Below are 23,613 nucleotides of genomic sequence, written 5' to 3' on the forward strand. Positions count from 1 at the left end.
CATGAGAAAGCCTCGCTTCCGTTTCATCGGAACGAGGCTTTTTTTATAATGTTTTTTCCGTTGGAACCAGGCGTGGGAGGTAAGCCCGTTCAAAATGAATCAGTTGTCCGGCGCGGGTCACACGTGCCCCGCGGTGCTCCAAGTCTGCTTCTTTCAGGCGGCGGATACCTTCTTGACGTGCCTCAGAATCGGAGGGAGCGTCAAAGGTATCATCCAGTAACGTTTGTCCTCGATCTGAAAATGCGGTAATCGTATAAAGCATGGCTGATTCCTCCTTATCCGAAATGACTAACTTAAGTGTAATGAATAGATATTCATTTTACAAGTAGGAATCAATGTCTTGCCACGTTAACTGTTTGGAGAGGGGTGGGGTTTCAAGATGACTGACGCTCATACCAATCAGGCGGATCGGACCTTTAAATTCAATTTCATTAAACAGTTTGGTCGTCACCCGGAGTAACGTTTCTTCATCAGCCGTTTCTTCTAAAAACGTATAACGTTTAGAACGCGACTGGAAATCTTCCGTCTTCCATTTAATCGTAACAGTTCGACAGACCAGTTCTTTTTGGTTCAGTGTCTTGACGACGGACAGCGCTTCCCGTTTCAGCGTTTCGAAAATGGTATCGATATCTTCTGTGTCTTCTTCGAATGTACTTTCGGAGCCGATGGATTTTCGTTCCCGGTGCGGGCGGACCATTCGCTCGTCTTGACCGTGTGCCATCGTATACAACTCCGTTCCCCGGTCCCGACCAAGTAATCCCCGCAGTTCAGCGATCGGCGATTGTTGAATATCTGCGACCGTTTGGAAACCATGTTTCTGAAGTGTTTGCTCCGTGACTTTTCCGACTCCGTGTAAATCCCCGATCTTTAATCCGGATAAAAAAGGTAAAACATCATCCGGAGGCAACACGGTTAATCCGTTTGGCTTTTGATGGCCGGAAGCAATTTTAGCGACAAGCTTTGAGTTTGATACGCCGGCGGAAGCAGTCAAACCTGTCCGTCGTTTGATTTCAGCCAGGATGTACTGGGCAATATGCGTCGCACTTGTCATCTGCAGGTTGTTTTCTGTGACGTCCAGATAGGCCTCATCTAACGACAGCGGTTCGACAAGAGGTGTGATCTCAAGAAACAACTCCATGATTTGGGCACTGACCGCACGGTACACTTCAAAACGGGGACGCAGAAAAACGGCCCGCGGACAGAGCTGAAACGCTCGCCGTGATGGCATCGCGCTGTGAATGCCGTATTTGCGTGCTTCATACGAACAGGTCGCAACGACACCCCGCGCATGTGGAGGACCACCGACGATGACAGGAACACCTTTTAAATGTGGTCGATCGCGCTGTTCGACAGAAGCATAAAACGCGTCCATGTCGACATGAATGATTTTTCGTCCCATCATCGTCTCCTCCTTTCTTTCAATCCGTTAATTCGTTACACTTAGTATAACGAACTTACGTTCTGTTATCTATTTTTTAGTCGCGATTTTTTATTCGGCATCCGGACGAGCGCTCCTAACCAGCCGCGGCGTTTCATCCAATAAAAGATTCCGCCGGTCGTAAGGAAAATCAAAAAGAGGGCACTGGCATATCCGTATTTCCAGTCAAGTTCGGGCATGTTTTTAAAATTCATTCCCCAAATCGCACCGAGCGCCATCATCGGTGTGGCGACGGCTGTGAAAATCGTCAAAGCTTTCATGATTTCATTTCCTCTGATGTTCGAAACGGTTGTCGACAGATCGAGCAATACTTCAATATCTTTTTGATAGTGTTCAATCAGCATCAATAGACGTTGCACCCGTTTTTCAGCCAGTTGGTAAGGTAAAGCCTCCGTATACGTATTTTGCCGAACGAAAGCTTCGGGACCTGCTAAAACAAGCTCACGGAACGGGACAATCAGATCCGACCAATTTTCGATCGTATCCCGCAGGCCGAAAATGCTGTCGAGAGAATTCTCATCGATACTTCCCCGAAGCTCATCCTGTCTTAAAAACAGTTCGGTTTCAAAAGCATCGATTCCCGAGAAGTAAGTATTCATTTGCAGAGATAACAGCGCATAAAAAGCTTCGAAAGGGGTCGTCGTTTCAAAAGGTGCGATTAAGGAAACGACATGTTCCGATAAGCCGATTGTAATCAGTTCCGTCGGTGAAAGATAATAGCCGATGGAACGGCGGTCACTTTTATCAGCCGGATTTTGCCAAGTCACGATGGAGCCGTACAGTAAATCAAGTTCGACCCGTGTGAAGTTCATATCTTTAGTAGACAGTTGATTCAGCCAATCCAGTTTAAAAGCGTCGGTCGGTGTTTGAGAATGAAAATATTCTTCAAATTCGGCAAGCGTTAAAAAACGATGCCAGCTAAAGAGTGAGTCGGATTCCATGTTTTGAGCTCCTATATAGTAGAATGGTAGAGTGACGTCTGACAGTCAGAGAAATATGTAAACAGTTCTAATCAAAATGAGTCCAGATAAATAAAAAGGATGTGTTGTGAAATGAAAGGTATCGGTCAGTTGGCAATTGGTGAAATGCTCGATCAACGAGTCATGATCAAGCAGGCATTAAAAGGAATCGCCGCAAACGGAAAACCTTATCTGACATTGATTTTAGCAGATAAGACGGGAGAAATTGAAACAAAGATGTGGGACACGAGTGATCTTGAAAAATATGCTCCTAAATTCATCGTCCATGCAGCTGGTGAAGTGATGGATTACCGGGGACGGACACAATTAAAATTGAAGCAAATCACCGTGTTGGACGAAACGAATGTAGAAGATTACATTCAATCGGCACCACTTCCGCGGGAACAGATTGAAACGGAAGTACTCGGTTTCATCGAATCGATTCAACATGCCGAGATGAAGAAGCTGGTCAAACATCTTGTCATCAAAGATTTCGACGCGTATTTCACACATCCGGCAGCGGTCAAAAACCATCATGCGTTTTATTCTGGTTTATCCTATCATGTCCTGTCGATGTTAAAACTGGCGGATCAAATTGCCCGTCTGTATCCTACATTAAATCGTGATTTGTTGATTGCAGGTGTCGTCCTGCATGACTACGCAAAAATCAAGGAGCTGTCTGATCCTGTGACACCGGAATACACGCTTCCCGGAAAGCTTGTCGGACATATCTCATTAATGGTCGCAGAACTGGAAAAAGTCGGGGCGGAGTTACACATCGATGCAGAAGTGTTGACGGTCTTACAACATTTAGTCCTGAGTCACCATGGCCGTCCGGAGTGGGGATCGGCTGTCGCACCACAGATGCGTGAAGCCGAAGTATTATTTTTGATTGATAATCTGGATGCGAGAATGACGATGATGGACCGTTTGCTTGAGTATGTCGAGCCCGGACAATTTTCTGAACGATCGTTCGCATTGGATAATCGTTCATTTTATCGTCCCAAGCTGTAAAAAGATGACGTAAAAAGATTCAACAGGATTTGAAATTGATCAGAGGAGTGGAATTCATGAAAACCAAACTATTCGAAGCAATCCAAATCGGGGGACTTCAGTTCCGGAATCGTGTCATCATGGCACCGATGTGTATGTATAGTGCAAAAGAAGATGGACTCGTAACCGATTGGCACGTCACGCATTACGCCTCACGTGCAGTCGGTGGTGTCGGTGGTGTCATCTTAGAGGCAACAGCTGTCACACCGGACGGTCGAATCTCAGCCGGTGATTTGGGCGTCTGGTCGGATGATCACATTGACGGACTTCGCCGCATTGCCGATCAAGTAAAAGCAGCCGGTGCAAAAGCGGGAATCCAACTGGCGCATGCCGGACGGAAAAGCACAACGGCTAAACCGCCTGTCGCACCATCAGCAATCGGATTCGATGATTCATATGATCATCCGCATGAACTGACAGTGGAAGAAATTGATGTCATCAAACAACAATTCGTCGAGGCGGCACTTCGCGTTGAACAGGCGGGCTATGATTTCATCGAATTGCACGGAGCACACGGCTATCTGATTAATACCTTTTTGTCCCCGTTATCCAACAAACGTGAGGATCAGTACGGTGGATCGATGGAAAACCGGATGCGCTTCTTGCTTGAAATCATTGACGCCATTCAAGAGAAGTCAGATCTGTCATTATGGGTCCGGATTTCGGCAGCAGACCATGCACCGGGTGGAATGACGGCGGCGGATTATATCCCGCTGGCCGAGGAATTGTTAAAGCGGAACATCGACTTGCTGGACTGCAGTTCAGGAGCCGTTGTTGCCAATGCCGTTCCGGAAGTTTATCCCGGCTACCAAGTACCGTATGCAGCGGAAATCAAACAGGCAACCGGCATCAAGACAGGGGCGGTAGGATTGATTACGACGGCAACGCTCGCGGAAGAAATCATCCGCAGCGAACGGGCGGACGTCATCCTGCTTGCACGTGAACTTCTGCGTCAACCGTATTGGGTTTATCATGCGGCAGCGGAACTTAAAGATGAGATCAGTTTACCAAAACAATATGAACGGGCTCCGATTCGGTAAAAAGAATAGGAAGCAGAGCTAAAAAAATCCCTGTCTTCCATGATGGAAGCAGGGATTTTTTACGCTTATTGTTGTTGCTGTTGCATCTGTTGTTGCATTTGTTGTTGTTCTTGCTTATCGAGGTCAAACGCATCCTTGAAGTCTTTGTTCTCGATTTTAACGTCATACTTCTTCATCAATGAACGGTAGATGTCGTTTGGATTGACTTGAGCTGCTTTTTCTTCAGCTAATGCCTTTTTGATTCGGTCGGATTCTTTTTCGAGCGTAAAGTCTTTTTTCTCTTTACGGTCTGTTACTTTAATGATGTGATATCCGAATTGTGTTTTGATCGGGTCAGAAATTTTACCTTCAACGCCATCCTTGAACGCATAATTTTCGAATTCCTCGACCATTTTACCTTTTGTGAAGTATCCAAGATCTCCACCTTTTGTTGCGCTACCAGTATCCGTTGATTTAGCTTTAGCGATTTTAGCAAAATCGCCGCCTTCATCAAGTTGTTTCTTGATTGCTTTTGCATCTGCTTCTTTTTCAACAAGAATGTGGCTCGCTTTTACTTCCACTTTTTCCTGATTGAAACGCTCTTCGATTTCTTTATCCGTAACTTTTGATTTTGCTGATTTTGCTTCTGTTAAGAGCATTTGTGTCCGAAGCACTTTTTCGAATTCTTTTTCGCTTTTAATACCGGCTGTTTGAAGTGTCGTATTGAACTGTTCTTTATCTGGGAACTGATCTTTTGTTTTCTTGACTTCAGCTTCTACTTCTTTATCTGTTACTTTTTTACCGTATTCTTTTTCAAGCAGTTTGTTCATCGTTTGTTGGAAAGCAATTTGTGCGCCTGCTTTTTGGTACGCCTCGTCTTGGACGTCCGCTTTATTGACTTCTCCACCTTTGTAGTTGATGACAGCTTCGTCATTTGAACCACATGCTGCTAATGTGAATACACTTGCCACTGCTGCTACACTTAAAAGTTTCTTTTTCATACATACACCCCTAATTTACCATTTATTTCAACCGTTCTATCATATCATATCTTCGTTATCTTGACAGCTTTCCGCAAAATCGAAAGTGATTTGCTCTTACACCATGCTATCACATCAAGTACAGGAGGGGAGGACTATTTTTGTGGGAAATTGTGAGGCATCGCAACGTTTTGAGACAGAACGGTAAAGGGAACGTTACTTTCAAAAGACAGAAAAAACGTCCTAGGCCTCAAGGCTTAGAACGTTAACTCGAAGAATTCATGCAAAGGTCATGCTTTTTTGATCGAGTCGATCACAGGGTCTTGTGGACGCCGGTCTGCTTCTTCTGTAATCATTTTTGATGTCTCGGCAAAAATGTCCATGAAGCTGTCGCCGTAAAGACGGCGAACGATTGCTGATATGTCTGTCAGCTCTGGGAATTTACCGTAAAGTTCCTGGAGTGGTAACGAAGCACGGAAAACACCGTTCTCTTCTGGGCGGAATGCTTGAATCGTCTCAAGTAACAGACTTTCGCCTTCCGGGGTCAGTTGGACATAGGTATTTCGTTTATCCGTCTCTTTTTTTGAAAACGTCAAAAGTCCACGGTCTTCTAATTTTTTAGAGAAGTTGAACGCAGTCGAGACGTGCATCACACCGTATTTGGCGATTTCAGAAATCGAGGCACCACCCAGCGCATGGGAAATCCATAAAATATGGTGTTCATTAATATTTAAATCAAAGGGTTTGATCCAATTTTGCCAATCTTTTTCTACCGTTTTCCATAGTGCTTTGCTCAATTGGACAATTTTATGACTGTATAACAGTGCTTCTTGTCCAGGATATAATTTTTCGTGTTCCATATCTGACTCATCCTTTCGAAAGGTGACAATGGCTCAAACGCGCAAAATGCAAACTATACAAAAACAAATCGAAGCAGCGGACCGTTATTGTTGGGGAGTAAGATGATCGACGTCTTGTTTTGCCTCATCAGCAAATTTCTGAAGACGTGCGAGTGATTCTTGAACCTCTGACTGATACTGGGAGACATCTTTTGTAACTTCCTCTTTAAAAGTCGTACCAGAAAGTTTGGCTGTCTCTATTAGATTCTTTCCCTCTTGCGTCAAATCCTGCACGTTCGTTACGATTGTAGAATAAGAATTTCGACGTTGTTTACCATTCGAAGAGTCACTTTTAGTACCTTGGCGAAGCGCCTTCAAACCGTAAAAAGTCACAAGCGACAGCGTAGCACCAAAAGCGACCCAGTTACGATGGGGACGCTTCGACATAGTTTTACCTCCTTTTGATATTAAAATATTTGTTTCATATTATTTTACCGAAAATTCGATATTAGAAACCTATTTCGGCAATATTTTTAAAATGAGTCAGTAATTGAACGGTTTTGGGTACCGTCAGAGACGATTTTTAATGGATTCGGCGATTGTTGCCAATTCTTCAGCCGTATACTCTTCATTGTGCACTTCCCATTTCGCACCAAAGCCATCGTGTTTGTCGTGGCGCGGAATGAGATGGAGATGGAAGTGAGAAACAGATTGTCCGGCAACTTTCCCGGTGTTCGATAAAAGGTTCATTCCGGCAGCACCTGTTTCCTGTTGTAAAGCACGACTGATTTCCGGAATGGTTGCAAAAACAGCCTGTGCACTTTCTGCGGATAAATCGTAGACGTTATCAGCGTGCTGTTTTGGAATGACAAGCGTATGACCTTTCGTTACTTGTGATAAATCGAGAAAAGCCAAAACTTCTTCATTTTCAAAAACTTTATGGCTTGGGATCTCATGGTTGGCAATCTTACAGAAAATACAGTTTTCTTTTTGCAATGGACTCACTCCTTCAGATGGATATAGCTTCAGTATACTCGACTGAATCGGTCTTGCGGGCAATTGACAAGGATATGAAGGGTTTCTAAACTAAAGGAAATCCTAAAAAAGAAGGTAGGGGAAACGAAGATGCCGTCTCGCATCACTGTATATGAAAAAAAGAAAAGACGAAATCAGCGAATCGGACTCATCGTGGGAATTATTGTACTCGCTGGTCTGATTGCTTGGATTGGATGGAGTCAAATCAAACCGGCTGCCGAACGGCAACAGACAGATCAAGTGTTTCAAAAGACGGTACAGGAACAAGACCGGGAAACGTTTCAACAATTAGTGTATCTCAACAACAAACCGTTAAAGCTTGCGGAAACAAATCAGCTCATGAAATGGTTTAAGGCAGACCCGGAACGGCTTGAACGAACTGTAGCCGAAATTAAATCTGATCAAAACAATTATCCGAAAGAAACAAAACGAACTAAGCAACAAGATTTATTTTCATTGAAAAAACAGCCGGGACGATTTTGGTTCGACACGTACACTTTGCATTTGAATAAACAGACATTGGAAGTGAAGGTTGATACGGAAACGGCGTCCATTTCAATCGATGATGCGCCAGCAGGTAATGCGGATCAAGAGGCTCCCTTAACCATTAAACGTTTTCCGGGCGAGTATGAGGTGTCAGCACGCGTGGAAGCGAACGGGAAGACGGGACAGGCGACTGAGACCGTTCAAATAGGAGATCAGAGAACGACGACGGTTGTCTTTAAACTCGCACAACAGATTGCACCGGATAAGAAGGAACAATACGGTGTCGATATCGAGAAGCTGCTCGAAGCGGAAGTGAAGGCAAGAACCGGTAAGACGGTCGAACAGATGACGGATTATATCGGCCGAAGCCAATCCGAAGTAGAAAAATCATTTGGCCCTCCGACAAACCAAATGGCCAACAAAACGATATATGACGGATTTGAAATGGTGTATGAGAATCAGGAAGTCAAAAGTATCTTAATTGATTTGAATAAAACAACGTCTGAGCTCGAAGCAGTCGCCGGCAAGCCGGAATCTAAATCGACCGAATCAGTCGGGACGGTCTGGAAATATCCATCAAGCTTTTTTGACGATTTGTTAGGGTGGTTGAATATCAAGTCAGAAAAACGTGTCATTGAACGATCAGGTAAAATGTGGTTGGAGTTACGTAACTAAAAAAAAATCCGCAGATCAAACAAAAGAACCACTAGAGACATGACGTCTTTAGTGGTTTTTTGCAGTAAATCAGATTATCGTTTGTTGACCGCACGAAGGATGAACGAAACGATTAAGATTAAGATAATTGCACCAAGGATAGCTGGTACGATTGCGAAACCGGCAACTGACGGTCCCCAACTTCCGAAAAGAGCTTGTCCGATCATTGAACCGACAAAACCTGCGATGATATTACCGATAACTCCACCTGGTACATCTTTACCGAGAATAAGACTTGCTAACCAACCAATAATACCACCAACGATTAAAGCCCATAAGAATCCCATTTAAAACACTCCTTTTAGTTTTAGTAGTTTAGATTATTTGCGACGTACTGAACGAAGAATCAACGATACGATGAAGATTAAGATGATTGCACCAAGAATAGCTGGAATGATTGCAAATCCGCCGATAGTAGGTCCCATTGAACCGAAAATAGCTTGTCCGATCATTGAACCAACAAAACCTGCGATAATGTTACCGATGATACCTCCTGGTACATCTTTACCAATAATTAGACTAGCGATCCAACCGATTAATCCACCGACGATTAAAGCCCATAAGAATCCCATTTAAAAACACTCCTTTAATAAAATTTACGTACTGATCATTATTTCAATAAATCATTTACGACGTACTGAACGAAGAATCAATGACACGATGAAGATTAAGATGATAGCACCTAAGATAGCTGGAATGATTGCGAAACCAGCGATATCCGGTCCCATTGTACCGAAGATTGCTTGACCGATCATTGCTCCGACAAACCCGGCAACGATGTTACCGATGATGCCGCCTGGTACGTCTTTCCCGATGATGAGACTAGCTACCCAACCGATTAATCCACCGACGATTAAAGCCCATAAGAATCCCATTTGGAACCCTCCTTTTCTTACTTTAGATTTACCTGTTTTCAGGCAGTTGTAAACACATTGAAAGATGAAAGCCTTTAAATAATCATTTCAACCAGTGAGGTAAAAACATTAAAATTAAAATGGCTAGACGATTATACCAGTTACCTCTTAGCGAAACTCGTGTTTAAAATGCTACTTTCAATTTTTGTAAGTCGTTTTCATATATTGATGTAACGATTACACTTAGAGTAATTACCGTAAAAAGATGTATTCAAACCTTTTCTTCATAAAAAAATGACTCAAACTAGAAAAGTGAGAATGAATTGTCTAGGATGGTTAATGAAGGGAGTCGATGAGTATGTTGTTAAAAATAAATGATTTATCTGGAGGATATGGAGCAAAAAAAGTTCTCCATGACATTAAGATATCGGTAAATAGAGGAGAACTTGTTGGATTAATCGGTTTAAACGGTGCGGGTAAGTCGACGACGATTAAACATATCCTCGGTTTGTTGCCGGTCAAGTCGGGAGAAGTTTTGATCAACGAAGTCAGTTTGGAACAGGATGAACAAACATATCGGAAACAGGTCGCCTATATTCCGGAACAACCGATGTTATATGAACAATTGACTTTACGCGAGCATTTGCGTTTGATGGCGCAAGGGTATGCCGTTGAGGAGAAGCAGGCGCAAGAACGAATGAATCATTACGCAGAACGGCTCCGAATGACAAAACAGTTGGAATGGTTTCCGAGTGTTTTTTCCAAAGGGATGAAACAAAAAGCAATGATTCTCTGCGCTTTGGTGACAGGCAGTGAGTTGCTGATCGTCGACGAACCGTTTGTTGGACTCGATCCACTTGCGATTCGGGAACTGTTGACGATTTTCAGTGAATTGAAAGCGGACGGGAAAGGGATCTTGATGTCGACCCATATTTTAGAGACGGCAGAACGTCATTGCAATCGGTTCATCTTGTTGCATGAAGGACGGATTGCAGCGGAGGGAACGACGGAAGATCTTCGAAATCGCTACGATTTGATGGACGGTTCCCTTGATGACATTTACGTCGCTGCCATCGAGGAGGCAGAACGATGACAAGTTCTGTTTTATGGCGTACACGATACCAGGCTGCCATGGCGGAGATGACGAAGTATACCCGGTATATGGCGAACGGCGGATTGCTGTTTACGGTCTATTTCGTCGTCTTATACGGTCTTGTCGTGTACGGTCGATTTTTGGATCAGCTCGATCCATCGTTTCCGGGAAATCTGGTCATGGGCAGCCTGTTCATCTTGTTGGCGTTTTACCGCTCGACACGGACGTTTTTGACCGAGGCGGACCAAGTCTTCCTGCTTCCAAGTCTGCCGCACCTTGCAGGGTATATGAAGCGAATCAGGGTATATAACGCTCTGTTTGGTATGATCCGGGCAGTGATTCCGTTTCTCGCGGTTGCTGTATTATATGTGCGGACAGAAGAAACTTCACCCATCGGATTGTTCATTCTGTTTGTCGCCTTAAGCATGATTGGTGCGGCTGCCAATTTATCAAAACTTGAAGGAGTCGGTCATCGACTGGTCCTCTTATACGCAACCGGTGCCGGAATTCTTGTTATGCTCGGAATGGGTTCATTCAGCATCGTGGTTACGGGTCTTCTGTTGTTGACGCTTCATTTGAAGAAACAGGATCAGTTACCGTTGATGGAGTGGATTGCGCTGGAACAGGAATCGCGGGATCGCTTTTACCGGATTGCAAACTGGTTTGTTGATGTACCACGCCTGTCGACGACATACAAACGGCGACGACTTTTGAGTCATCTCGTCGAAAAAATCGGATTCGACCGGAACCGGACGTTTGATTACCTGTACATGAAACAATTCATTCGAAGTACGGATGGAATCGGTTTAATCGTTCGTTTGACACTGATCGGCGCCGTCTTCATGTGGCTTGGTAAAGACAATGAATGGTTAGTGGTGCTTGCCGTACCCGCCTTCAGTGGATTGACCAGCTTTCAATTGGCGCCATTCACCCGGGCCATCGATTCCCATCTGTTGACCCGCCTGTTGCCGTTTGGAGACGCAACGGCATCAAAACGGAAAGTCCTTCGAACCACTTCATTTTTACAAGTGATGGTTTTAACGGGAATCGGGTATGTGATCAGCGGTTTTCCGACTGTTATCGCAGGCGCTGTTTTAGCACTCGTCATCGCGGAATATTACGCGAGGAAAAAGTAACCGTAGAATCAAAGACAAAACACCCCTTCGCCGTCACTGAACTGCCCCATAAAAGTTGGACATAAAAATCCAACTTTTATGGGGTGTTTTTTATGGTCAAATATACGAAGGCGTTTAAAGTCCAGGTCGCTGAGCGTTATCTGACGGGACGAGACGGATACCGAGGTGTAGCGAAAGAGTTCGGGATAGCGCGTGACCTGATCCGTGAGTGGTCACGTCTTTATGAGCGTTGGGGGGAAACGATCTTCGATCCTTCCTATACAACACACTCGCCGGCATTTAAACTGGAGGTATTAAACGACATGGCGACTAACAGGCTGTCCAATAGAGAGGCGGCCGTAAAATACCGAATTTCCTCCCCAGGGATGATCTCGAGATGGCGATCGACCTATGAACGGGAAGGGACCGCAGGTCTGGTCGCCAAACCGAAAGGACGTGCCCCGATGGCGAGACGCAAGAAGAAGGACTTTGAAGAGATGACAGAAGTCGAGAAGCTCAAAGAGCGGATCGAGTATCTCGAGATGGAGAACGCTGCGTTAAAAAAATTGAAAGCCTTGGTTCAAGAAGAGAATGCGCGACGAACCGGATCAAGGCACAAGTAATCGACGAATTGCGATCAATCTATCCCGTTCTGGGACTCCTCCGCGTGCTCGGTATGGCGCGGAGCGTCTATTGCTATTGGCGGACCCGTCTGACGGGCGAAGACAAGTATGCGGAGGTGAAGGCAGCCATCCATACCTTGTTCCACGAACACGAGGGACGATGTGGCTATCGTCGCATCCACGCACTTCTCGAACGCCAGGGCTTCCGGCACGATCCGAAGACTGTGCGCCGTCTCATGAACGAGCTCGGTCTCAAATGTCTCGTCCGCATGAAGCGATACCGCTCCTATAAAGGACGGGTCGGAGAGGTCGCACCGAATCTTCTCCAACGGGACTTCAAGGCCACCGGTCTGAACCAGAAATGGGTGACTGACGTCACTGAATTTCACCTGTTCGGGGAGAAGCTCTATCTCTCGCCGATGATGGACTTGGGAAACCGTGAGATCATTGCCTATACCATATCAAACCGCCCTACATATCGATTCGTTGGCGACATGTTGGATCAGGCAATCGGGAAGCTCGACGGAGAGGCACGCCCAATCCTTCATTCCGATCAAGGGTGGCATTATCAATACAAAGCGTTCACTGGTACGCTCCACGAGCATGGCATCACGCAAAGTATGTCCCGTAAGGGCAACTGCCTCGACAACGCAGCCATCGAAAGCTTCTTCGCTGTGCTCAAATCAGAGCTCCTGTATCTCAAGGAGTTCGATGATATGGACCACTTCAAATGTGAGCTCGAGCGTTACATCGAGTACTATAACCATCGTCGTATCAAGAGACGACTAAAAAACCTGAGCCCGGTGGAATACCGGACTCAGGTCCTAAAGGTCGCCTGACAAATTATTTATTGTCTAACTTTTTTGGTTCAGTTCATCACGGCGAAGGGGTGTTTGACGGTGAAATTCAGTTGACCTTTTCAGTCGATTCTTCTTCATACGTAGGATGCAACTCTTTGCTGACCGGTGCAGGGAGGTCGTAAGAAGCTTGTCCATGCTCGGCAACGTCCAGTCCACGGAGTTCATCTTCACGTGTAATCCGGAGACCGATTGTTACATCGAGTAACTTGAGGAAGACATAACTTAGGACACTGACGACGACGACGGCAAAGACGACGCCGAGTGCTTGCACCCCAAGTTGTGTAAAACCGCCGCCGTAAAATAATCCGGCTTGTCCGATGCCTGTAATTTCAACGAGTCTCGGTGAAGCGAAGAATCCGGTAGCAAGTGTGCCCCAAATCCCGGCAACACCATGAACCGAGAACGCACACAACGGATCATCGACGCGACGGGCGAGCAGGATACTTGTTCCGTACGTGATGACTCCGGCCAGGAAACCGATTACGACGGCTCCCCACGGTTCGACGAAAGCACAAGCGGCTGTGATGGCGACGAGAGCAGCCAGGACGCCGTTGATGATCGACGGGATATCTGCGACCCGACGATGCCAGAAGGAAATGGCGAGTGCACCAAGCGCACCGGCAGCGGTCGCAAGTAAAGTCGTCAAGGCGACATAACTGAAGAATCCGTCAGCAATCGTTAACGTCGAGCCGGCATTGAATCCAAACCAACATAACCAAAGGATAAACGCACCGACGACGGAATAGATGACGTTATGACCAAGTAACGGTGTTTTTTCTGCTCCAATCCGTTTTTTCAAGATTAAAGCAGCGACGAGAGCAGCGATTCCACCTTGTAAGTGGACGACTGTCGATCCGGCAAAATCCTGCATCCCGAGGGAACCGAGGAAACCGCCTGCCCAAACGGAACGGGCGATAATCGGATAGATGACAGCGACGAAGAATGTTCCGAACAATAGGTAAACGGACAATTTTGCCCGTTCCGCAAAACCGCCCCAAGCGATCGCAAGTGATACTGCGACAAAGGATAACTGGAAGAGGAATTTGACATCGATGGTTACATTTGACCAGTCAAGGCTTGAAAATCCGCCATGAAGGAAAAATCCTTCTGTTCCAATCAAACCGGGTCCGTCTCCGAACGTCAGTCCAAAGCCGATTGCCCAAAAGGCAAGAGCCGCAACGGAAAAACTGATTAATTGTTTAACCGCAACGTGTCCGGCATTCTTCGCCCGTAACATGCCTGTTTCGAGTAATAAAAATCCAATCTGCATCGTAAAGACTAATAAAGTAGCGAATAAGACATAAAACGTATCGACCGAAACTAACATTTCTTCTAATTTCATCGTCGTTCCTCCTTTATCAATTTAAAGTATGTGTTTACTTTAGACGGAAATCCCTTCCAAGAAACGTCTTGTGTCAGAAAATCTGACATGGTATTTTGAAGGAAAGGAGTGACGAAGATGAACTACCGGGAGAAGAAGGTGATGACGATTGGGATTGTCTGCGAATTGACCGGTTTATCGGAACGGCAAATTCGTTACTACGAAGAACGGAAATTGATTTTTCCGGAGCGGACGAACGGAAAAACCCGAAAGTATTCCTTTACAGATATCGAGCGACTGGTAGAAGTCGCAGAAAAGATTGAAGACGGGTGGCGGACACACGAAATCCGTGAAAAGGAACGAAAAGTAACAGAACAACAACGTTCGGATTTAATTCGTGGACAGTTGAATGCTGCCTTCGGACTTTACAAGAAACGGTGAACATTTGATGAACGGGTAACAGAACTGTAATTTTGTAAACGATTTATTGGCACACCGTTCTGAATTTCAGATATAATGTTTCTGTGTTCACAAACTTATCGTGTGTTATTTTGGGGCGTTAGAACGAGTAAAAGGGGTAGTTATGATGAAAAACTTTAATGATACATTTTTGCGGGCCATTCGTGGCGAAGAAGTAAGCCATGTACCGGTCTGGTATATGCGGCAAGCAGGTCGGTATCAAGCCGAGTATCGTGAAATCAAGAAGACACGGACACTTTTTGAGATTACACATGATCCTGAGTTGTGCGCCTATGTGACAGAACTGCCGGTCAAACAGTTAGGAGTCGACGCAGCAATCCTTTATAAAGATATTATGACGCCCTTGCCTTCAATGGGTGTCGACGTCGAAATCAAAAGCGGCATCGGTCCTGTCATTGCTAATCCAATCCGGACAATGGATGATGTTCAAGCGCTCCAAACCTTTAAAAAAGAAGATATTCCCTACATTTTCGAGACGATTAAATTATTGCGCGAACGTCTTGAAGTACCGTTGATCGGTTTTTCGGGAGCGCCGTTTACATTAGCAAGCTATATGATCGAAGGCGGACCGTCAAAAGGTTATCATAAGACGAAAGCATTGATGTATGGTCACCCTGATGTCTGGCATGCTTTAATGGAGAAACTCGGAGATATGGTCATCGATTATATCAAAGCACAAGTTGATGCCGGTATCCAGGCGTTTCAAATCTTCGATTCGTGGGTCGGTACGACGAGTCGCAACGATTATGTCCTTTACATCAAACCGACGATGGAACGTATTTTCACGGAATTAAAAGAAACAGGCGTTCCGATGATCATGTTTGGTGTCGGAGCAAGTCACTTGGCAGAAGAATGGCATGATCTTCCGCTTGATGTCGTCGGACTCGACTGGCGTTTGTCGGTAGACGCGGCACGTGAACGCGGACTGACAAAAACCTTGCAGGGAAATCTTGATCCATCTTATCTGCTCGCTCCATGGGAGATTCTTGAAGCCAAAACAAAAGAAATCCTTGATATGGGCATGAAACGCCCTGGTTTTATCTTTAACTTAGGGCACGGTATCTTCCCGGAAGTGGATCCGGAAGTCTTAAAACGTCTCACTGCATATATCCATGATTACTCGAAAGAAAAAATGGAGGTAGCGAAATGAAAACACTAGGATTACTCGTCATGGCGTACGGTACGCCGTACAAACCGGAAGACATTGAACGGTATTACACACACATTCGCCGTGGGCGGAAACCGTCTCCAGAAGCATTGGCTGAACTGACAGAGCGGTATGAAGCAATCGGTGGTGTTTCACCACTGGCACAAGTCACGATTGATCAAGCGGAAGAACTGCACCGCCAACTGACTGAAAAATATGCAGGCGAAATCGAATTCAAACTGTATCTCGGTCTGAAGCATATCGAACCATTCGTCGAAGACGCCGTGGAACAAATGGCGAAAGACGGTATCACGGAAGCGGTCACGGTTGTACTGGCACCACACTACTCGACGTTCAGCATCCGTTCATACAACGGTCGTGCAAAAGAAGTAGCAGACAAACACGGCATCCATTTAGCTTCTGTTGAGTCATGGTACAAAGAAGAAGCTTTCATCGACTGGTGGGGCACGGAAATCCGGAAAACATTTGATGCGTTACCGGTACCGGAAGATAAAGCAGTCCTTGTCGTCTCAGCCCACAGTTTACCGGAAAAAATCATTGCGAACGGTGACCCATACCCGGAACAATTAAAAGAGACAGCAGATTTGATTGCGGCCCGCGCCGGTGTCAAGCATATGATCACAGGCTGGCAGTCAGCCGGACAAACGCCAGAACCTTGGCTCGGACCAGATGTACAAGACTTGACGCGTGACGTCTATGAAGCAGAAGGATACGAAGCATTCGTCTACGTTCCGGTCGGATTCGTCGCCGATCATTTGGAAGTCCTGTTCGACAATGATTATGAGTGTAAAGTCGTCTGTGACGAACTGGGCATCCATTACGCACGTCCGATCATGCCGAACGCAGATCCTGCCTTCATGAAAGCGGTCACTGAGGCTGTTTCAAAACAGGTCGGCAGTTATGTCAAGTAAACGTCTCGTCATCGTCGGCGGTGGTATTACTGGTCTTGCCGCTGCCTATTACGCAGAACGTGCCTTTCCCGATTTGAACATTACATTGCTTGAAGCCGGAGAACGTCTTGGCGGGAAGATCGCGACGTACCGGGAAGACGGTTTTACGATTGAGCGTGGACCGGATTCTTACGTCGCCCGCAAACACATTTTGACGGATTTGATTGAAGCAATCGGACTTGGTGAAAAACTGGTCCGAAACAATACATCCCAAGCGTTCATTTTGGATACGGGTGGCCTTCATCCGATTCCGAAAGGCGCTGTCATGGGAATTCCGACGGATCTTGACTTGTTTCGGCAAACGACGTTACTGACAGAAGAGGAGAAACAGGAAGTCGCAGACTTGCTGTTGCATCCGTCTGACAGTCTGAGGATTCCGGAACAGGACATTCCGCTCGGGGAATATTTGCGTCCGCGGCTCGGTGATGCATTAGTTGAAAAACTGATTGAACCGTTGCTGTCCGGAATTTATGCCGGCAATATCGATCAGATGAGTACGTTTGCGACCTATCCGCAGTTCGTCGCAAATGAACAAAAAGCCGGCTCATTGTTTGAAGGAATGCGTCTGATGCGTCCGCTCGATCAATTGCCGCAAACTCCCCAGACAACAATCAAGGCAACGGGACAGTTCTTATCGCTTGAAACAGGACTCGAATCGTTGATTGAACGGTTGGAAGAGGTGCTCGAACGCTCGGAAATTCGTCTCGAAACCCCATTACTGGCGATCTCACGTGAAGATGGACGATACCGGCTGAAAACGGACCACGGTCCAGAGTATGCCGATCATGTCCTCTTGACGATTCCGCATCCGCAAGTCGTTCAACTGTTACCGGATGCTCATTTACCGGAACTTGAACAGTTAACGACCCACTCGACGGCAACGGTGACGATGATTTTTGATCAACAGGAGTCGCTGCCGATTGAAGGAACAGGTTTTGTCGTCAATCGACGGGCACCGTACTCGATTACGGCCTGTACGGCGATTGATCAAAAATGGAATCATTCGGCTCCCGATCACACGGTCCTTCGGGCATTTGTCGGACGACCGGGTAATGACCATCTGGTTCATGAATCAGATGAGGTATTGCAACAGGCTGTGCTTCAGGACTTGGAAAAGATCTGTGGTCGGACGTTAGAACCGAAGCAGGTCATCATCAGCCGTTTGATGGATGGTCTTCCTGCTTACACCGTCGGTCATGCTGACCGGATTCAGCGTGTCCGGAAAGAAGTGTTGGCACAATACCCGGGCATTTATCTCGCTGGCCTTGCCTATGACGGGGTCGGATTGCCGGATTGTGTAGCCAGTGCGAAAACAATGATTGAATCGATTGAACTTGAACAATCCCATACAGATGAATCCGTCAATGAAACATAAAATCTTATCCAGTGCAAGAAACTCCATCTTTTTTAGGAGTTTCCTGCACTTTTTTGTTTTATTTACTTTGAAAATAAGGAATACCTTATACATTGCAGCGGGAAAAGGTGACAGGTAAAACAAAGGAGGAGATCCAGTGCTTGACGTGTTGAGTACGATGCTCGTCCTATTGGCCTACGGCTTGATTATCGTGAATGTATTGGCGGTCATCACCGTCATTTTTTTAGAGCGGCGGGATGTCGGCGCAACGTGGGCGTGGGTCTTGATTTTATATTTTGTTCCGCTAGTCGGGTTCCTGATTTACTTATTTTTTGGACGTCTTTTGAAAAAAACGAATTTTTATCACGTCGAACAAACAGAGCAACAAGAGCAGTCACGTCGTGTTGCTCTGCAACTGACTGAGCTCGACAAGCATGAGACACAACAGCGTCATCCAGCAATCATCCGGTACAATCAATTGATCCGGATGAATTTGACATCAAATGATGCGTTGCTCAGCTTTAATAATGATGTCGTGATTTTATCGGATGGTGAACAAAAATTCAATCGGATGATGACCGATATTTTAAACGCGGAACACGAAATCAACATCCAGTATTACATCATTCAAAAGGATCCACTGGGACAGGCCTTGATTGCCGCTTTGACGAACAAAGCGAAACAGGGAATCAAAGTCCGGTTGCTGTATGATGCGGTCGGATCCCGCGATTTAAAACGGTCCGACTTTAAGGAATTAATGAAACATGACGGAGAAGTGTACGCCTTTTTCCCGCCGACAATCGGTCTGATTAATTTCCGTCTCAACAACCGGAATCACCGGAAGTCCTGTATCGTCGATGGGAAGATTGGTTATATCGGCGGCTTTAACGTCGGAACAGAGTATTTGGGAATTGATGAAAAATTCGGCTACTGGCGCGACACGCATTTCCGCTTGGAAGGAGAGGTTGTTCACGATCAACTGGACCGATTCATCTTGGATTGGAACCAGGCGAGCGACAGCTATACGGCAAAAAATGCTTTTTATTATGGCGCCCACTCGATTGAACAGGAATTGCCGATGCAGATTGTGACGTCCGGACCGGATTCGAAAACGGAACATCTCAAAAATCTGCTGATTAAAATGATTTCATCCGCGAAACACTCGATTTATATCCAGTCACCTTATTTCATCCCGGATACGAGTTATATGGACGCTTGTAAGATGGCATTGCTGTCGGGTGTAGAAATCCGAATCATGATTCCGAACAAACCGGATCATCCGTTTGTTTACTGGGCGACGACAGCAGCAGCCGGAGAACTGATTGATTATGGAGCGAAAATCTATACGTATGAACCCGGATTTCTTCATGCCAAAACGATTGTCGTCGATCGGGAAATCGCCTCCGTCGGAACGACGAATATCGATGCCCGGAGCTTCCGATTGAATTTTGAGATGAACTCGATCGTCTACGACCGGCATGTTGCTGAAGAATTAGCCCGTTTGTTCGAAGCGGATTGTCTTGTCTGTGAGCAGCTGACCGCTGAAAAATATGCGGAACGATCCCGGTTCGTTAAGTTTAAAGAAAGTATTTCCCGCTTGTTGTCTCCGATCCTTTGAGCGGCATCAAAAGGGTCGGAACAGGAATATCATGCTGAAAATGGTATAGTAAAATGGAAAAAGATAAAGGAGAGTGAACGTTTTGGCAAAAGCAATCAAATTATTGATCTCAGACATGGATGGTACGGTGTTATCCAGCAAACAGAAAATAGAATCGGAAACGATTGCGGCGATTGAAGCTGCAAAAGAACAAGGCATTGATTTTGCTATTGCGACAGGACGGAACTACTTAAATGCGAAAGAACTGACGGACGAGGCGGGAATTACGTGCCCGATCATCGCTTCTAACGGAGCACGTGTGTTGACTGCTGACGGCGAAGAGCTGAGTGCAACGACACTGACGACGGAACAGGCGCAACAAATTTACGGCATCATCAGTCAATATGAAGTTTTCTTTGAAATGTTTTGTGATAAAGGACTTGTCACAGCACAAGGGGCGACGATTGACGCCGCTTATGATTCGCTGAAAGAAATGAGTCAGGAAAGCGACCGGGCCAAAAATGTCCTGGAATTTTTCCATGACCGGTATTATGTCAACGAAGATGTCAAAATGATTGACGGTTTCCGTTCGTTCATCCGCAACCAGACCAAACAAGTCTTTAAATTCATTTCTTTCTCATTTGATCAAGAGTTGATGAAGAAAATTTGGGAAGAAATCGAACAAAAAGTGGAGGGTGTATACGTGACATCATCCGGGCATGACAATATCGAAGTCATGGCACTTGGTGCCGATAAAGGAACAGCGGTCAAAACACTGGCAAAGCACCTTGGAGTGTCGATCGAAGAAGTCGCCGTCATCGGGGACAACTTGAATGATGTTCCGATGTTCAAAGTGGCCGGTATGGCGATTGCGATGGGGAATGGTCATGACGATTCAAAAGCGATTGCCCATCAAGTGACGAAAACAAATAATGAAAATGGGGTTGGCTATGCGATTCGTCAGTTGGCTGATCGGGCATGGACGTAAAATGAGAGGGGCAACCGGCAATGTTCAAAGCGTTTAAAGAGTTTGCATTTCGCGGAAATGTCATCGACCTGGCAGTAGGGGTCATCTTGGGGGCGGCTTTCAGCGGTATCATCAAGTCGCTGGTCGACAGCATCTTCATGCCATTGATCGGTATCATCATTGGTGGAATTGATGTCAAAGGATTGTCGGTCGAGGTCGGAAATGCTAATTTGTTATACGGTCAATTCCTGCAAGCAAGCATCGAGTTTATCTTGATTGCGTTTGCGTTATTTTTATTCGTCAAAGGCATCAATGCTTTTCGCCGGAAAGAGGAGACGACAGAAGAAGTCGCAGCTCCGACGACGGAAGAAAAACTGCTCACGGAAATCCGTGATGCATTGGTCCGTCAACAGAATGAACGGATGAAATGAGTAATCAAAAGACGCACTTACTCCGGAACATGATCCGGATGGTAAGTGCGCCTTTTTTTATAAAATCGTTAACAGATGATTTTCAGAACAGACTTGAAGGGACAATTGCTTATCGATGCCTTTATCGAATTGAATCTCAAGAACGTCGTCCATTACATGAACAATCGTTCCCTCACCGAAGGATGTATGCCGGATCCGCATATTTTTCTCGACTTGAAGAAGTGGCCCGGCAGGTTTTTCATTCAAACGTGAAGCATAACGGGCTTCTTTTTGTGCCTTTTGATCCGGATTAAGAATCTGGCGGATATTTGCGATGAATAAGGATTCCTCGACCGGTTTTGACTTATACCGGTAAGACAACAGGTGAAGATCATGACGTGCCCGTGTCATTCCGACATAAAATAGACGGACGGCTTCTTCCATTTCTTCGAGTTGTCCGTCTTTGTAAGATTTAATATTATCCGACGATGGAAGCACACCGTTGATTAAATCGATCATAAAGACACGATCGAACTCGAGTCCCTTAGCACTGTGAAAAGTCGATAAGGTGACAGCATTTTGATGTTTGTTCGACTTCGCTTGACGCATGAGTTGTTCGAGGTGTAAAATCCGCTCTTTAAAGGCAAGGGAAGTCGGAAGATCACTTGCGACATTTTCAATCGTATTGAGCATCTCGAGTAAAAAATCAATGCTGAATCCAAGACTGTCACTCATTTTTTTAAGATTTTTTTCATAACCGAGTTCATTGCGAATCATTGCCAAAGCGGCAGCCGGACGGGCGGTTTGTATGGCAGCGAAGACGGATTTAATGGTTTTCAACTGTTTTTTTTGATAAAACTTCATCTCGACATGTTGAAGCAGCAGATCAAAGACGTTTTCACCGTTCTGCAGTTCATAAAGACGCTGTAATTGAACTTTTGAGATATACCCTGCAAATTTCGTATGAATTTGCGCTAAAATCTCAACATCAGAAGGATCGTTTGCCAGTTCGATAAAATGTAAGACATCCTTTAAAACCCAATGGCTAAAGAATTTATGGTCGACGTCCTTGATATAAAAAGGGATACCGGCTAGATCAAGGGCATTCATGATATTAATCGAGGACGAGTTGTTGCGGTATAAAATCGCTACTTCTTTAAAATTCGTTTCCTCGCGTAATTGACGAATGACATACCGCGTTTGGTCTTCGTACGCCGGTAACGTTTCAACGGTGATGGCACGGGAAGACGGATTTTCCGTATACATCTTCTTCGGGTAACGGACCTTATTCCGCTGAATGAACCGATTGGCGGTTTCGACGATCTCTTTAGAGGAACGATAGTTTTGTTCCATGTACAATACAGTCGCATCGGGATACGTATCCTTAAAGTGGATGATTTTTGATACATCTGCACCGCGCCAGCTGTACAGCGTTTGATCATCGTCGGCGACGACGCAAAGGTTATTGTGAGGCAATGCCAGTTTTTCGACAAGTTGATGCTGCACCAAAGAAGTATCCTGACTTTCGTCCGTTAAAATATATTCAAAGCGGCGTTGATACGAGGCAAGTAGTGCCGCATCCTGCGAAAGAATCGTATTGGCATATGTCAGCATATCATCGAAGTCCATCAGTGGATGGAGCGGATCCCGCAACTTAAATTGCTCATAGGCGGAGTAAATCTCCGGAAAATGTTTAATGGTCGTCTTTAATGTTTCAATGTCCTTCGTAACCAGTAAGCGGTTTTTCACGAAGGAAATCATACGCAGCAATTCATCCATCTGATCTTCCGTAATGACACTCCGGTTGATTTCCTGGAAAATCCGGCGAAGAATCATCCGTTTATGCAACGGCTGCTCCGGACGGTGTGTTGCCGTTTTTTCAATGGCGCCTTCGATGATCGTATACTGAAGGCGGTGTGTTGACCCATAGTCACGGACGACTTGGAAAGCAAAACTGTGGATGGTCGAGAAAGAAGCCGTTGTTCCGATTAAATGATGAAACCAGTCATAAAAACGTTCTGCCATCTCATGAGCAGCGGCTTTACTGAAAGTTAATCCCAAGATGGACCGGGGATTCACCTTTTTCTCAAGGATCAAATAGGCAATTTTAAAATTTAATGTTGTCGTTTTTCCTGAACCCGGGGAAGCGAGTAATAAGAGCGGACCTTGATCGTGCTCAATCGCTTGGCGCTGGACCGCATTTAATTTGGTTCCGGTTTCGATCTCCATCCGCTCGAAAAAGTCTGGGGACATCGGTTTATTCACCTCTTACCTTTATAAACTCAATTTTCTTTTCTT

The 23,613-nt window shown here is 45.6% G+C and carries 25 protein-coding genes; 13 read left to right on the forward strand and 12 right to left on the reverse strand.

Annotation, left to right across the window (positions count from 1 at the left end; all coding sequences use genetic code 11):
• Positions 1 to 43: 43 nt before the first annotated feature.
• The 3 genes from KNP91_RS00185 to KNP91_RS00195 all read right to left on the reverse strand — a co-directional run bounded on the left by KNP91_RS00185 (position 44) and on the right by KNP91_RS00195 (position 2,379).
• Complete coding sequence (locus KNP91_RS00185) at positions 44 to 262, reverse strand: YhzD family protein (protein WP_131503858.1); 219 nt, start codon at positions 260 to 262, stop codon at positions 44 to 46.
• Positions 263 to 319: 57 nt separating this feature from the next.
• Positions 320 to 1,399: a DNA polymerase IV gene (gene dinB, locus KNP91_RS00190; RefSeq protein WP_251135825.1), complete on the reverse strand. Its 1,080-nt coding sequence runs from the start codon at positions 1,397 to 1,399 to the stop codon at positions 320 to 322.
• A 65-nt stretch (positions 1,400 to 1,464) separates the two neighbouring features.
• On the reverse strand, positions 1,465 to 2,379 hold the full coding sequence (locus KNP91_RS00195) for a magnesium transporter CorA family protein (protein WP_214848105.1): 915 nt from the start codon (positions 2,377 to 2,379) through the stop codon (positions 1,465 to 1,467).
• A 111-nt stretch (positions 2,380 to 2,490) separates the two neighbouring features.
• Here KNP91_RS00195 and KNP91_RS00200 point away from each other — a divergent pair, with 111 nt between their 5' ends.
• Both KNP91_RS00200 and namA read left to right on the forward strand, forming a co-directional pair.
• Positions 2,491 to 3,411, forward strand: coding sequence for an HD domain-containing protein (locus tag KNP91_RS00200; RefSeq protein ID WP_214765699.1), 921 nt, complete (start codon positions 2,491 to 2,493; stop codon positions 3,409 to 3,411).
• Positions 3,412 to 3,467: 56 nt separating this feature from the next.
• A complete protein-coding gene (namA, locus tag KNP91_RS00205; protein ID WP_214765696.1) occupies positions 3,468 to 4,490 on the forward strand; it encodes an NADPH dehydrogenase NamA in 1,023 nt (340 codons plus the stop codon).
• 65 nt (positions 4,491 to 4,555) lie between these two features.
• On the opposite strand, the gene KNP91_RS00210 is transcribed toward namA, so the two are convergent.
• From KNP91_RS00210 to KNP91_RS00225, 4 genes are all read right to left on the reverse strand, one after another.
• The gene (locus KNP91_RS00210) at positions 4,556 to 5,470 is read right to left on the reverse strand and encodes a peptidylprolyl isomerase (RefSeq protein WP_131503863.1); all 915 of its coding nucleotides are present in this window, start codon (positions 5,468 to 5,470) and stop codon (positions 4,556 to 4,558) included.
• A gap of 269 nt (positions 5,471 to 5,739) precedes the next feature.
• On the reverse strand, positions 5,740 to 6,309 hold the full coding sequence (locus KNP91_RS00215) for an HTH-type transcriptional regulator Hpr (RefSeq protein ID WP_012369593.1): 570 nt from the start codon (positions 6,307 to 6,309) through the stop codon (positions 5,740 to 5,742).
• An 84-nt stretch (positions 6,310 to 6,393) separates the two neighbouring features.
• Positions 6,394 to 6,735, reverse strand: coding sequence for a hypothetical protein (locus KNP91_RS00220; protein ID WP_214765690.1), 342 nt, complete (start codon positions 6,733 to 6,735; stop codon positions 6,394 to 6,396).
• Between the two features lie 123 nt (positions 6,736 to 6,858).
• On the reverse strand, positions 6,859 to 7,284 hold the full coding sequence (locus KNP91_RS00225) for an HIT family protein (RefSeq protein ID WP_131503865.1): 426 nt from the start codon (positions 7,282 to 7,284) through the stop codon (positions 6,859 to 6,861).
• 129 nt (positions 7,285 to 7,413) lie between these two features.
• Here KNP91_RS00225 and KNP91_RS00230 point away from each other — a divergent pair, with 129 nt between their 5' ends.
• Positions 7,414 to 8,484 (forward strand): TcaA second domain-containing protein, encoded by a 1,071-nt coding sequence (locus KNP91_RS00230; protein ID WP_214765687.1) that lies wholly within the window; start codon positions 7,414 to 7,416, stop codon positions 8,482 to 8,484.
• A gap of 74 nt (positions 8,485 to 8,558) precedes the next feature.
• Here KNP91_RS00230 and KNP91_RS00235 read toward each other — a convergent pair whose 3' ends face one another.
• Genes KNP91_RS00235 through KNP91_RS00245 form a run of 3 tightly spaced genes read right to left on the reverse strand, consistent with a single transcriptional unit; the run spans position 8,559 to position 9,398 of the window.
• Positions 8,559 to 8,810: a GlsB/YeaQ/YmgE family stress response membrane protein gene (locus KNP91_RS00235; RefSeq protein ID WP_012369597.1), complete on the reverse strand. Its 252-nt coding sequence runs from the start codon at positions 8,808 to 8,810 to the stop codon at positions 8,559 to 8,561.
• A gap of 33 nt (positions 8,811 to 8,843) precedes the next feature.
• The gene (locus tag KNP91_RS00240) at positions 8,844 to 9,095 is read right to left on the reverse strand and encodes a GlsB/YeaQ/YmgE family stress response membrane protein (RefSeq protein ID WP_012369598.1); all 252 of its coding nucleotides are present in this window, start codon (positions 9,093 to 9,095) and stop codon (positions 8,844 to 8,846) included.
• Positions 9,096 to 9,146: 51 nt separating this feature from the next.
• Positions 9,147 to 9,398 (reverse strand): GlsB/YeaQ/YmgE family stress response membrane protein, encoded by a 252-nt coding sequence (locus KNP91_RS00245; RefSeq protein ID WP_026829092.1) that lies wholly within the window; start codon positions 9,396 to 9,398, stop codon positions 9,147 to 9,149.
• Positions 9,399 to 9,729: 331 nt separating this feature from the next.
• On the opposite strand from KNP91_RS00245, the gene KNP91_RS00250 reads away from it, so the two are divergent.
• The 3 genes from KNP91_RS00250 to KNP91_RS00260 all read left to right on the forward strand — a co-directional run bounded on the left by KNP91_RS00250 (position 9,730) and on the right by KNP91_RS00260 (position 13,047).
• On the forward strand, positions 9,730 to 10,470 hold the full coding sequence (locus KNP91_RS00250) for an ABC transporter ATP-binding protein (RefSeq protein WP_214765684.1): 741 nt from the start codon (positions 9,730 to 9,732) through the stop codon (positions 10,468 to 10,470).
• Positions 10,467 to 11,606, forward strand: a complete 1,140-nt coding sequence (locus KNP91_RS00255; protein WP_214765681.1) for an ABC transporter permease — start codon at positions 10,467 to 10,469, stop codon at positions 11,604 to 11,606. The genes KNP91_RS00250 and KNP91_RS00255 overlap by 4 nt, the downstream gene beginning before the upstream one ends.
• Before the next feature lie 92 nt (positions 11,607 to 11,698).
• Positions 11,699 to 13,047, forward strand: a protein-coding gene (locus KNP91_RS00260; protein WP_483297782.1) for an IS3 family transposase whose coding sequence is annotated in 2 segments (ribosomal slippage) — positions 11,699 to 12,140 and positions 12,140 to 13,047 — 1,350 coding nt in all. Because the reading frame shifts where the segments join, the coding sequence is not laid out codon by codon here.
• 67 nt (positions 13,048 to 13,114) lie between these two features.
• Here the strand turns inward: KNP91_RS00260 and KNP91_RS00265 are convergent.
• Positions 13,115 to 14,410, reverse strand: coding sequence for an ammonium transporter (locus tag KNP91_RS00265; protein WP_214765675.1), 1,296 nt, complete (start codon positions 14,408 to 14,410; stop codon positions 13,115 to 13,117).
• Between the two features lie 117 nt (positions 14,411 to 14,527).
• On the opposite strand from KNP91_RS00265, the gene KNP91_RS00270 reads away from it, so the two are divergent.
• The 7 genes from KNP91_RS00270 (at position 14,528) to mscL (ending at position 21,336) form a co-directional block, all read left to right on the forward strand.
• On the forward strand, positions 14,528 to 14,830 hold the full coding sequence (locus tag KNP91_RS00270; protein ID WP_012369603.1) for a MerR family transcriptional regulator: 303 nt from the start codon (positions 14,528 to 14,530) through the stop codon (positions 14,828 to 14,830).
• A 142-nt stretch (positions 14,831 to 14,972) separates the two neighbouring features.
• Positions 14,973 to 16,019, forward strand: a complete 1,047-nt coding sequence (hemE, locus tag KNP91_RS00275; RefSeq protein WP_012369604.1) for a uroporphyrinogen decarboxylase — start codon at positions 14,973 to 14,975, stop codon at positions 16,017 to 16,019.
• Positions 16,016 to 16,948 carry a ferrochelatase gene (gene hemH / locus KNP91_RS00280; protein WP_214765673.1) on the forward strand — a complete coding sequence of 311 codons (933 nt, stop codon included), beginning with the start codon at positions 16,016 to 16,018 and terminating at the stop codon, positions 16,946 to 16,948. The genes hemE and hemH overlap by 4 nt, the downstream gene beginning before the upstream one ends.
• The gene (gene hemG, locus KNP91_RS00285; protein WP_214848110.1) at positions 16,938 to 18,362 is read left to right on the forward strand and encodes a protoporphyrinogen oxidase; all 1,425 of its coding nucleotides are present in this window, start codon (positions 16,938 to 16,940) and stop codon (positions 18,360 to 18,362) included. The genes hemH and hemG overlap by 11 nt, the downstream gene beginning before the upstream one ends.
• 136 nt (positions 18,363 to 18,498) lie before the next feature.
• Positions 18,499 to 19,959 carry a cardiolipin synthase gene (gene cls / locus KNP91_RS00290; protein WP_353048704.1) on the forward strand — a complete coding sequence of 487 codons (1,461 nt, stop codon included), beginning with the start codon at positions 18,499 to 18,501 and terminating at the stop codon, positions 19,957 to 19,959.
• Positions 19,960 to 20,032: 73 nt separating this feature from the next.
• Positions 20,033 to 20,926 (forward strand): Cof-type HAD-IIB family hydrolase, encoded by an 894-nt coding sequence (locus tag KNP91_RS00295; protein WP_353048705.1) that lies wholly within the window; start codon positions 20,033 to 20,035, stop codon positions 20,924 to 20,926.
• Between the two features lie 20 nt (positions 20,927 to 20,946).
• A complete protein-coding gene (gene mscL, locus KNP91_RS00300; protein WP_012369609.1) occupies positions 20,947 to 21,336 on the forward strand; it encodes a large-conductance mechanosensitive channel protein MscL in 390 nt (129 codons plus the stop codon).
• A 57-nt stretch (positions 21,337 to 21,393) separates the two neighbouring features.
• On the opposite strand, the gene KNP91_RS00305 is transcribed toward mscL, so the two are convergent.
• Entirely contained in the window at positions 21,394 to 23,568 is a 2,175-nt protein-coding gene (locus tag KNP91_RS00305) for an ATP-dependent helicase (RefSeq protein WP_214848116.1), read from the reverse strand.
• Positions 23,569 to 23,613 lie beyond the last annotated feature (45 nt).

The sequence above is a fragment of the Exiguobacterium sp. s138 genome (assembly GCF_018618775.1).
Classification (GTDB): Bacteria; Bacillota; Bacilli; order Exiguobacteriales; family Exiguobacteriaceae; genus Exiguobacterium_A; species Exiguobacterium_A artemiae.

What these genes read in the sequence shown, in the direction of transcription:
- KNP91_RS00185 (WP_131503858.1), bottom strand. Translation starts at nt 262, where the DNA reads ATGCTTTATACGATTACCGCATTTTCAGATCGAGGACAAACGTTACTG.
- dinB (WP_251135825.1), bottom strand. Translation starts at nt 1,399, where the DNA reads ATGGGACGAAAAATCATTCATGTCGACATGGACGCGTTTTATGCTTCT.
- KNP91_RS00195 (WP_214848105.1), bottom strand. Translation starts at nt 2,379, where the DNA reads ATGGAATCCGACTCACTCTTTAGCTGGCATCGTTTTTTAACGCTTGCC.
- KNP91_RS00200 (WP_214765699.1), top strand. Translation starts at nt 2,491, where the DNA reads ATGAAAGGTATCGGTCAGTTGGCAATTGGTGAAATGCTCGATCAACGA.
- namA (WP_214765696.1), top strand. Translation starts at nt 3,468, where the DNA reads ATGAAAACCAAACTATTCGAAGCAATCCAAATCGGGGGACTTCAGTTC.
- KNP91_RS00210 (WP_131503863.1), bottom strand. Translation starts at nt 5,470, where the DNA reads ATGAAAAAGAAACTTTTAAGTGTAGCAGCAGTGGCAAGTGTATTCACA.
- KNP91_RS00215 (WP_012369593.1), bottom strand. Translation starts at nt 6,309, where the DNA reads ATGGAACACGAAAAATTATATCCTGGACAAGAAGCACTGTTATACAGT.
- KNP91_RS00220 (WP_214765690.1), bottom strand. Translation starts at nt 6,735, where the DNA reads ATGTCGAAGCGTCCCCATCGTAACTGGGTCGCTTTTGGTGCTACGCTG.
- KNP91_RS00230 (WP_214765687.1), top strand. Translation starts at nt 7,414, where the DNA reads ATGCCGTCTCGCATCACTGTATATGAAAAAAAGAAAAGACGAAATCAG.
- KNP91_RS00235 (WP_012369597.1), bottom strand. Translation starts at nt 8,810, where the DNA reads ATGGGATTCTTATGGGCTTTAATCGTTGGTGGTATTATTGGTTGGTTA.
- KNP91_RS00240 (WP_012369598.1), bottom strand. Translation starts at nt 9,095, where the DNA reads ATGGGATTCTTATGGGCTTTAATCGTCGGTGGATTAATCGGTTGGATC.
- KNP91_RS00245 (WP_026829092.1), bottom strand. Translation starts at nt 9,398, where the DNA reads ATGGGATTCTTATGGGCTTTAATCGTCGGTGGATTAATCGGTTGGGTA.
- KNP91_RS00250 (WP_214765684.1), top strand. Translation starts at nt 9,730, where the DNA reads ATGAGTATGTTGTTAAAAATAAATGATTTATCTGGAGGATATGGAGCA.
- KNP91_RS00255 (WP_214765681.1), top strand. Translation starts at nt 10,467, where the DNA reads ATGACAAGTTCTGTTTTATGGCGTACACGATACCAGGCTGCCATGGCG.
- KNP91_RS00265 (WP_214765675.1), bottom strand. Translation starts at nt 14,410, where the DNA reads ATGAAATTAGAAGAAATGTTAGTTTCGGTCGATACGTTTTATGTCTTA.
- KNP91_RS00270 (WP_012369603.1), top strand. Translation starts at nt 14,528, where the DNA reads ATGAACTACCGGGAGAAGAAGGTGATGACGATTGGGATTGTCTGCGAA.
- hemE (WP_012369604.1), top strand. Translation starts at nt 14,973, where the DNA reads ATGATGAAAAACTTTAATGATACATTTTTGCGGGCCATTCGTGGCGAA.
- hemH (WP_214765673.1), top strand. Translation starts at nt 16,016, where the DNA reads ATGAAAACACTAGGATTACTCGTCATGGCGTACGGTACGCCGTACAAA.
- hemG (WP_214848110.1), top strand. Translation starts at nt 16,938, where the DNA reads ATGTCAAGTAAACGTCTCGTCATCGTCGGCGGTGGTATTACTGGTCTT.
- mscL (WP_012369609.1), top strand. Translation starts at nt 20,947, where the DNA reads ATGTTCAAAGCGTTTAAAGAGTTTGCATTTCGCGGAAATGTCATCGAC.
- KNP91_RS00305 (WP_214848116.1), bottom strand. Translation starts at nt 23,568, where the DNA reads ATGTCCCCAGACTTTTTCGAGCGGATGGAGATCGAAACCGGAACCAAA.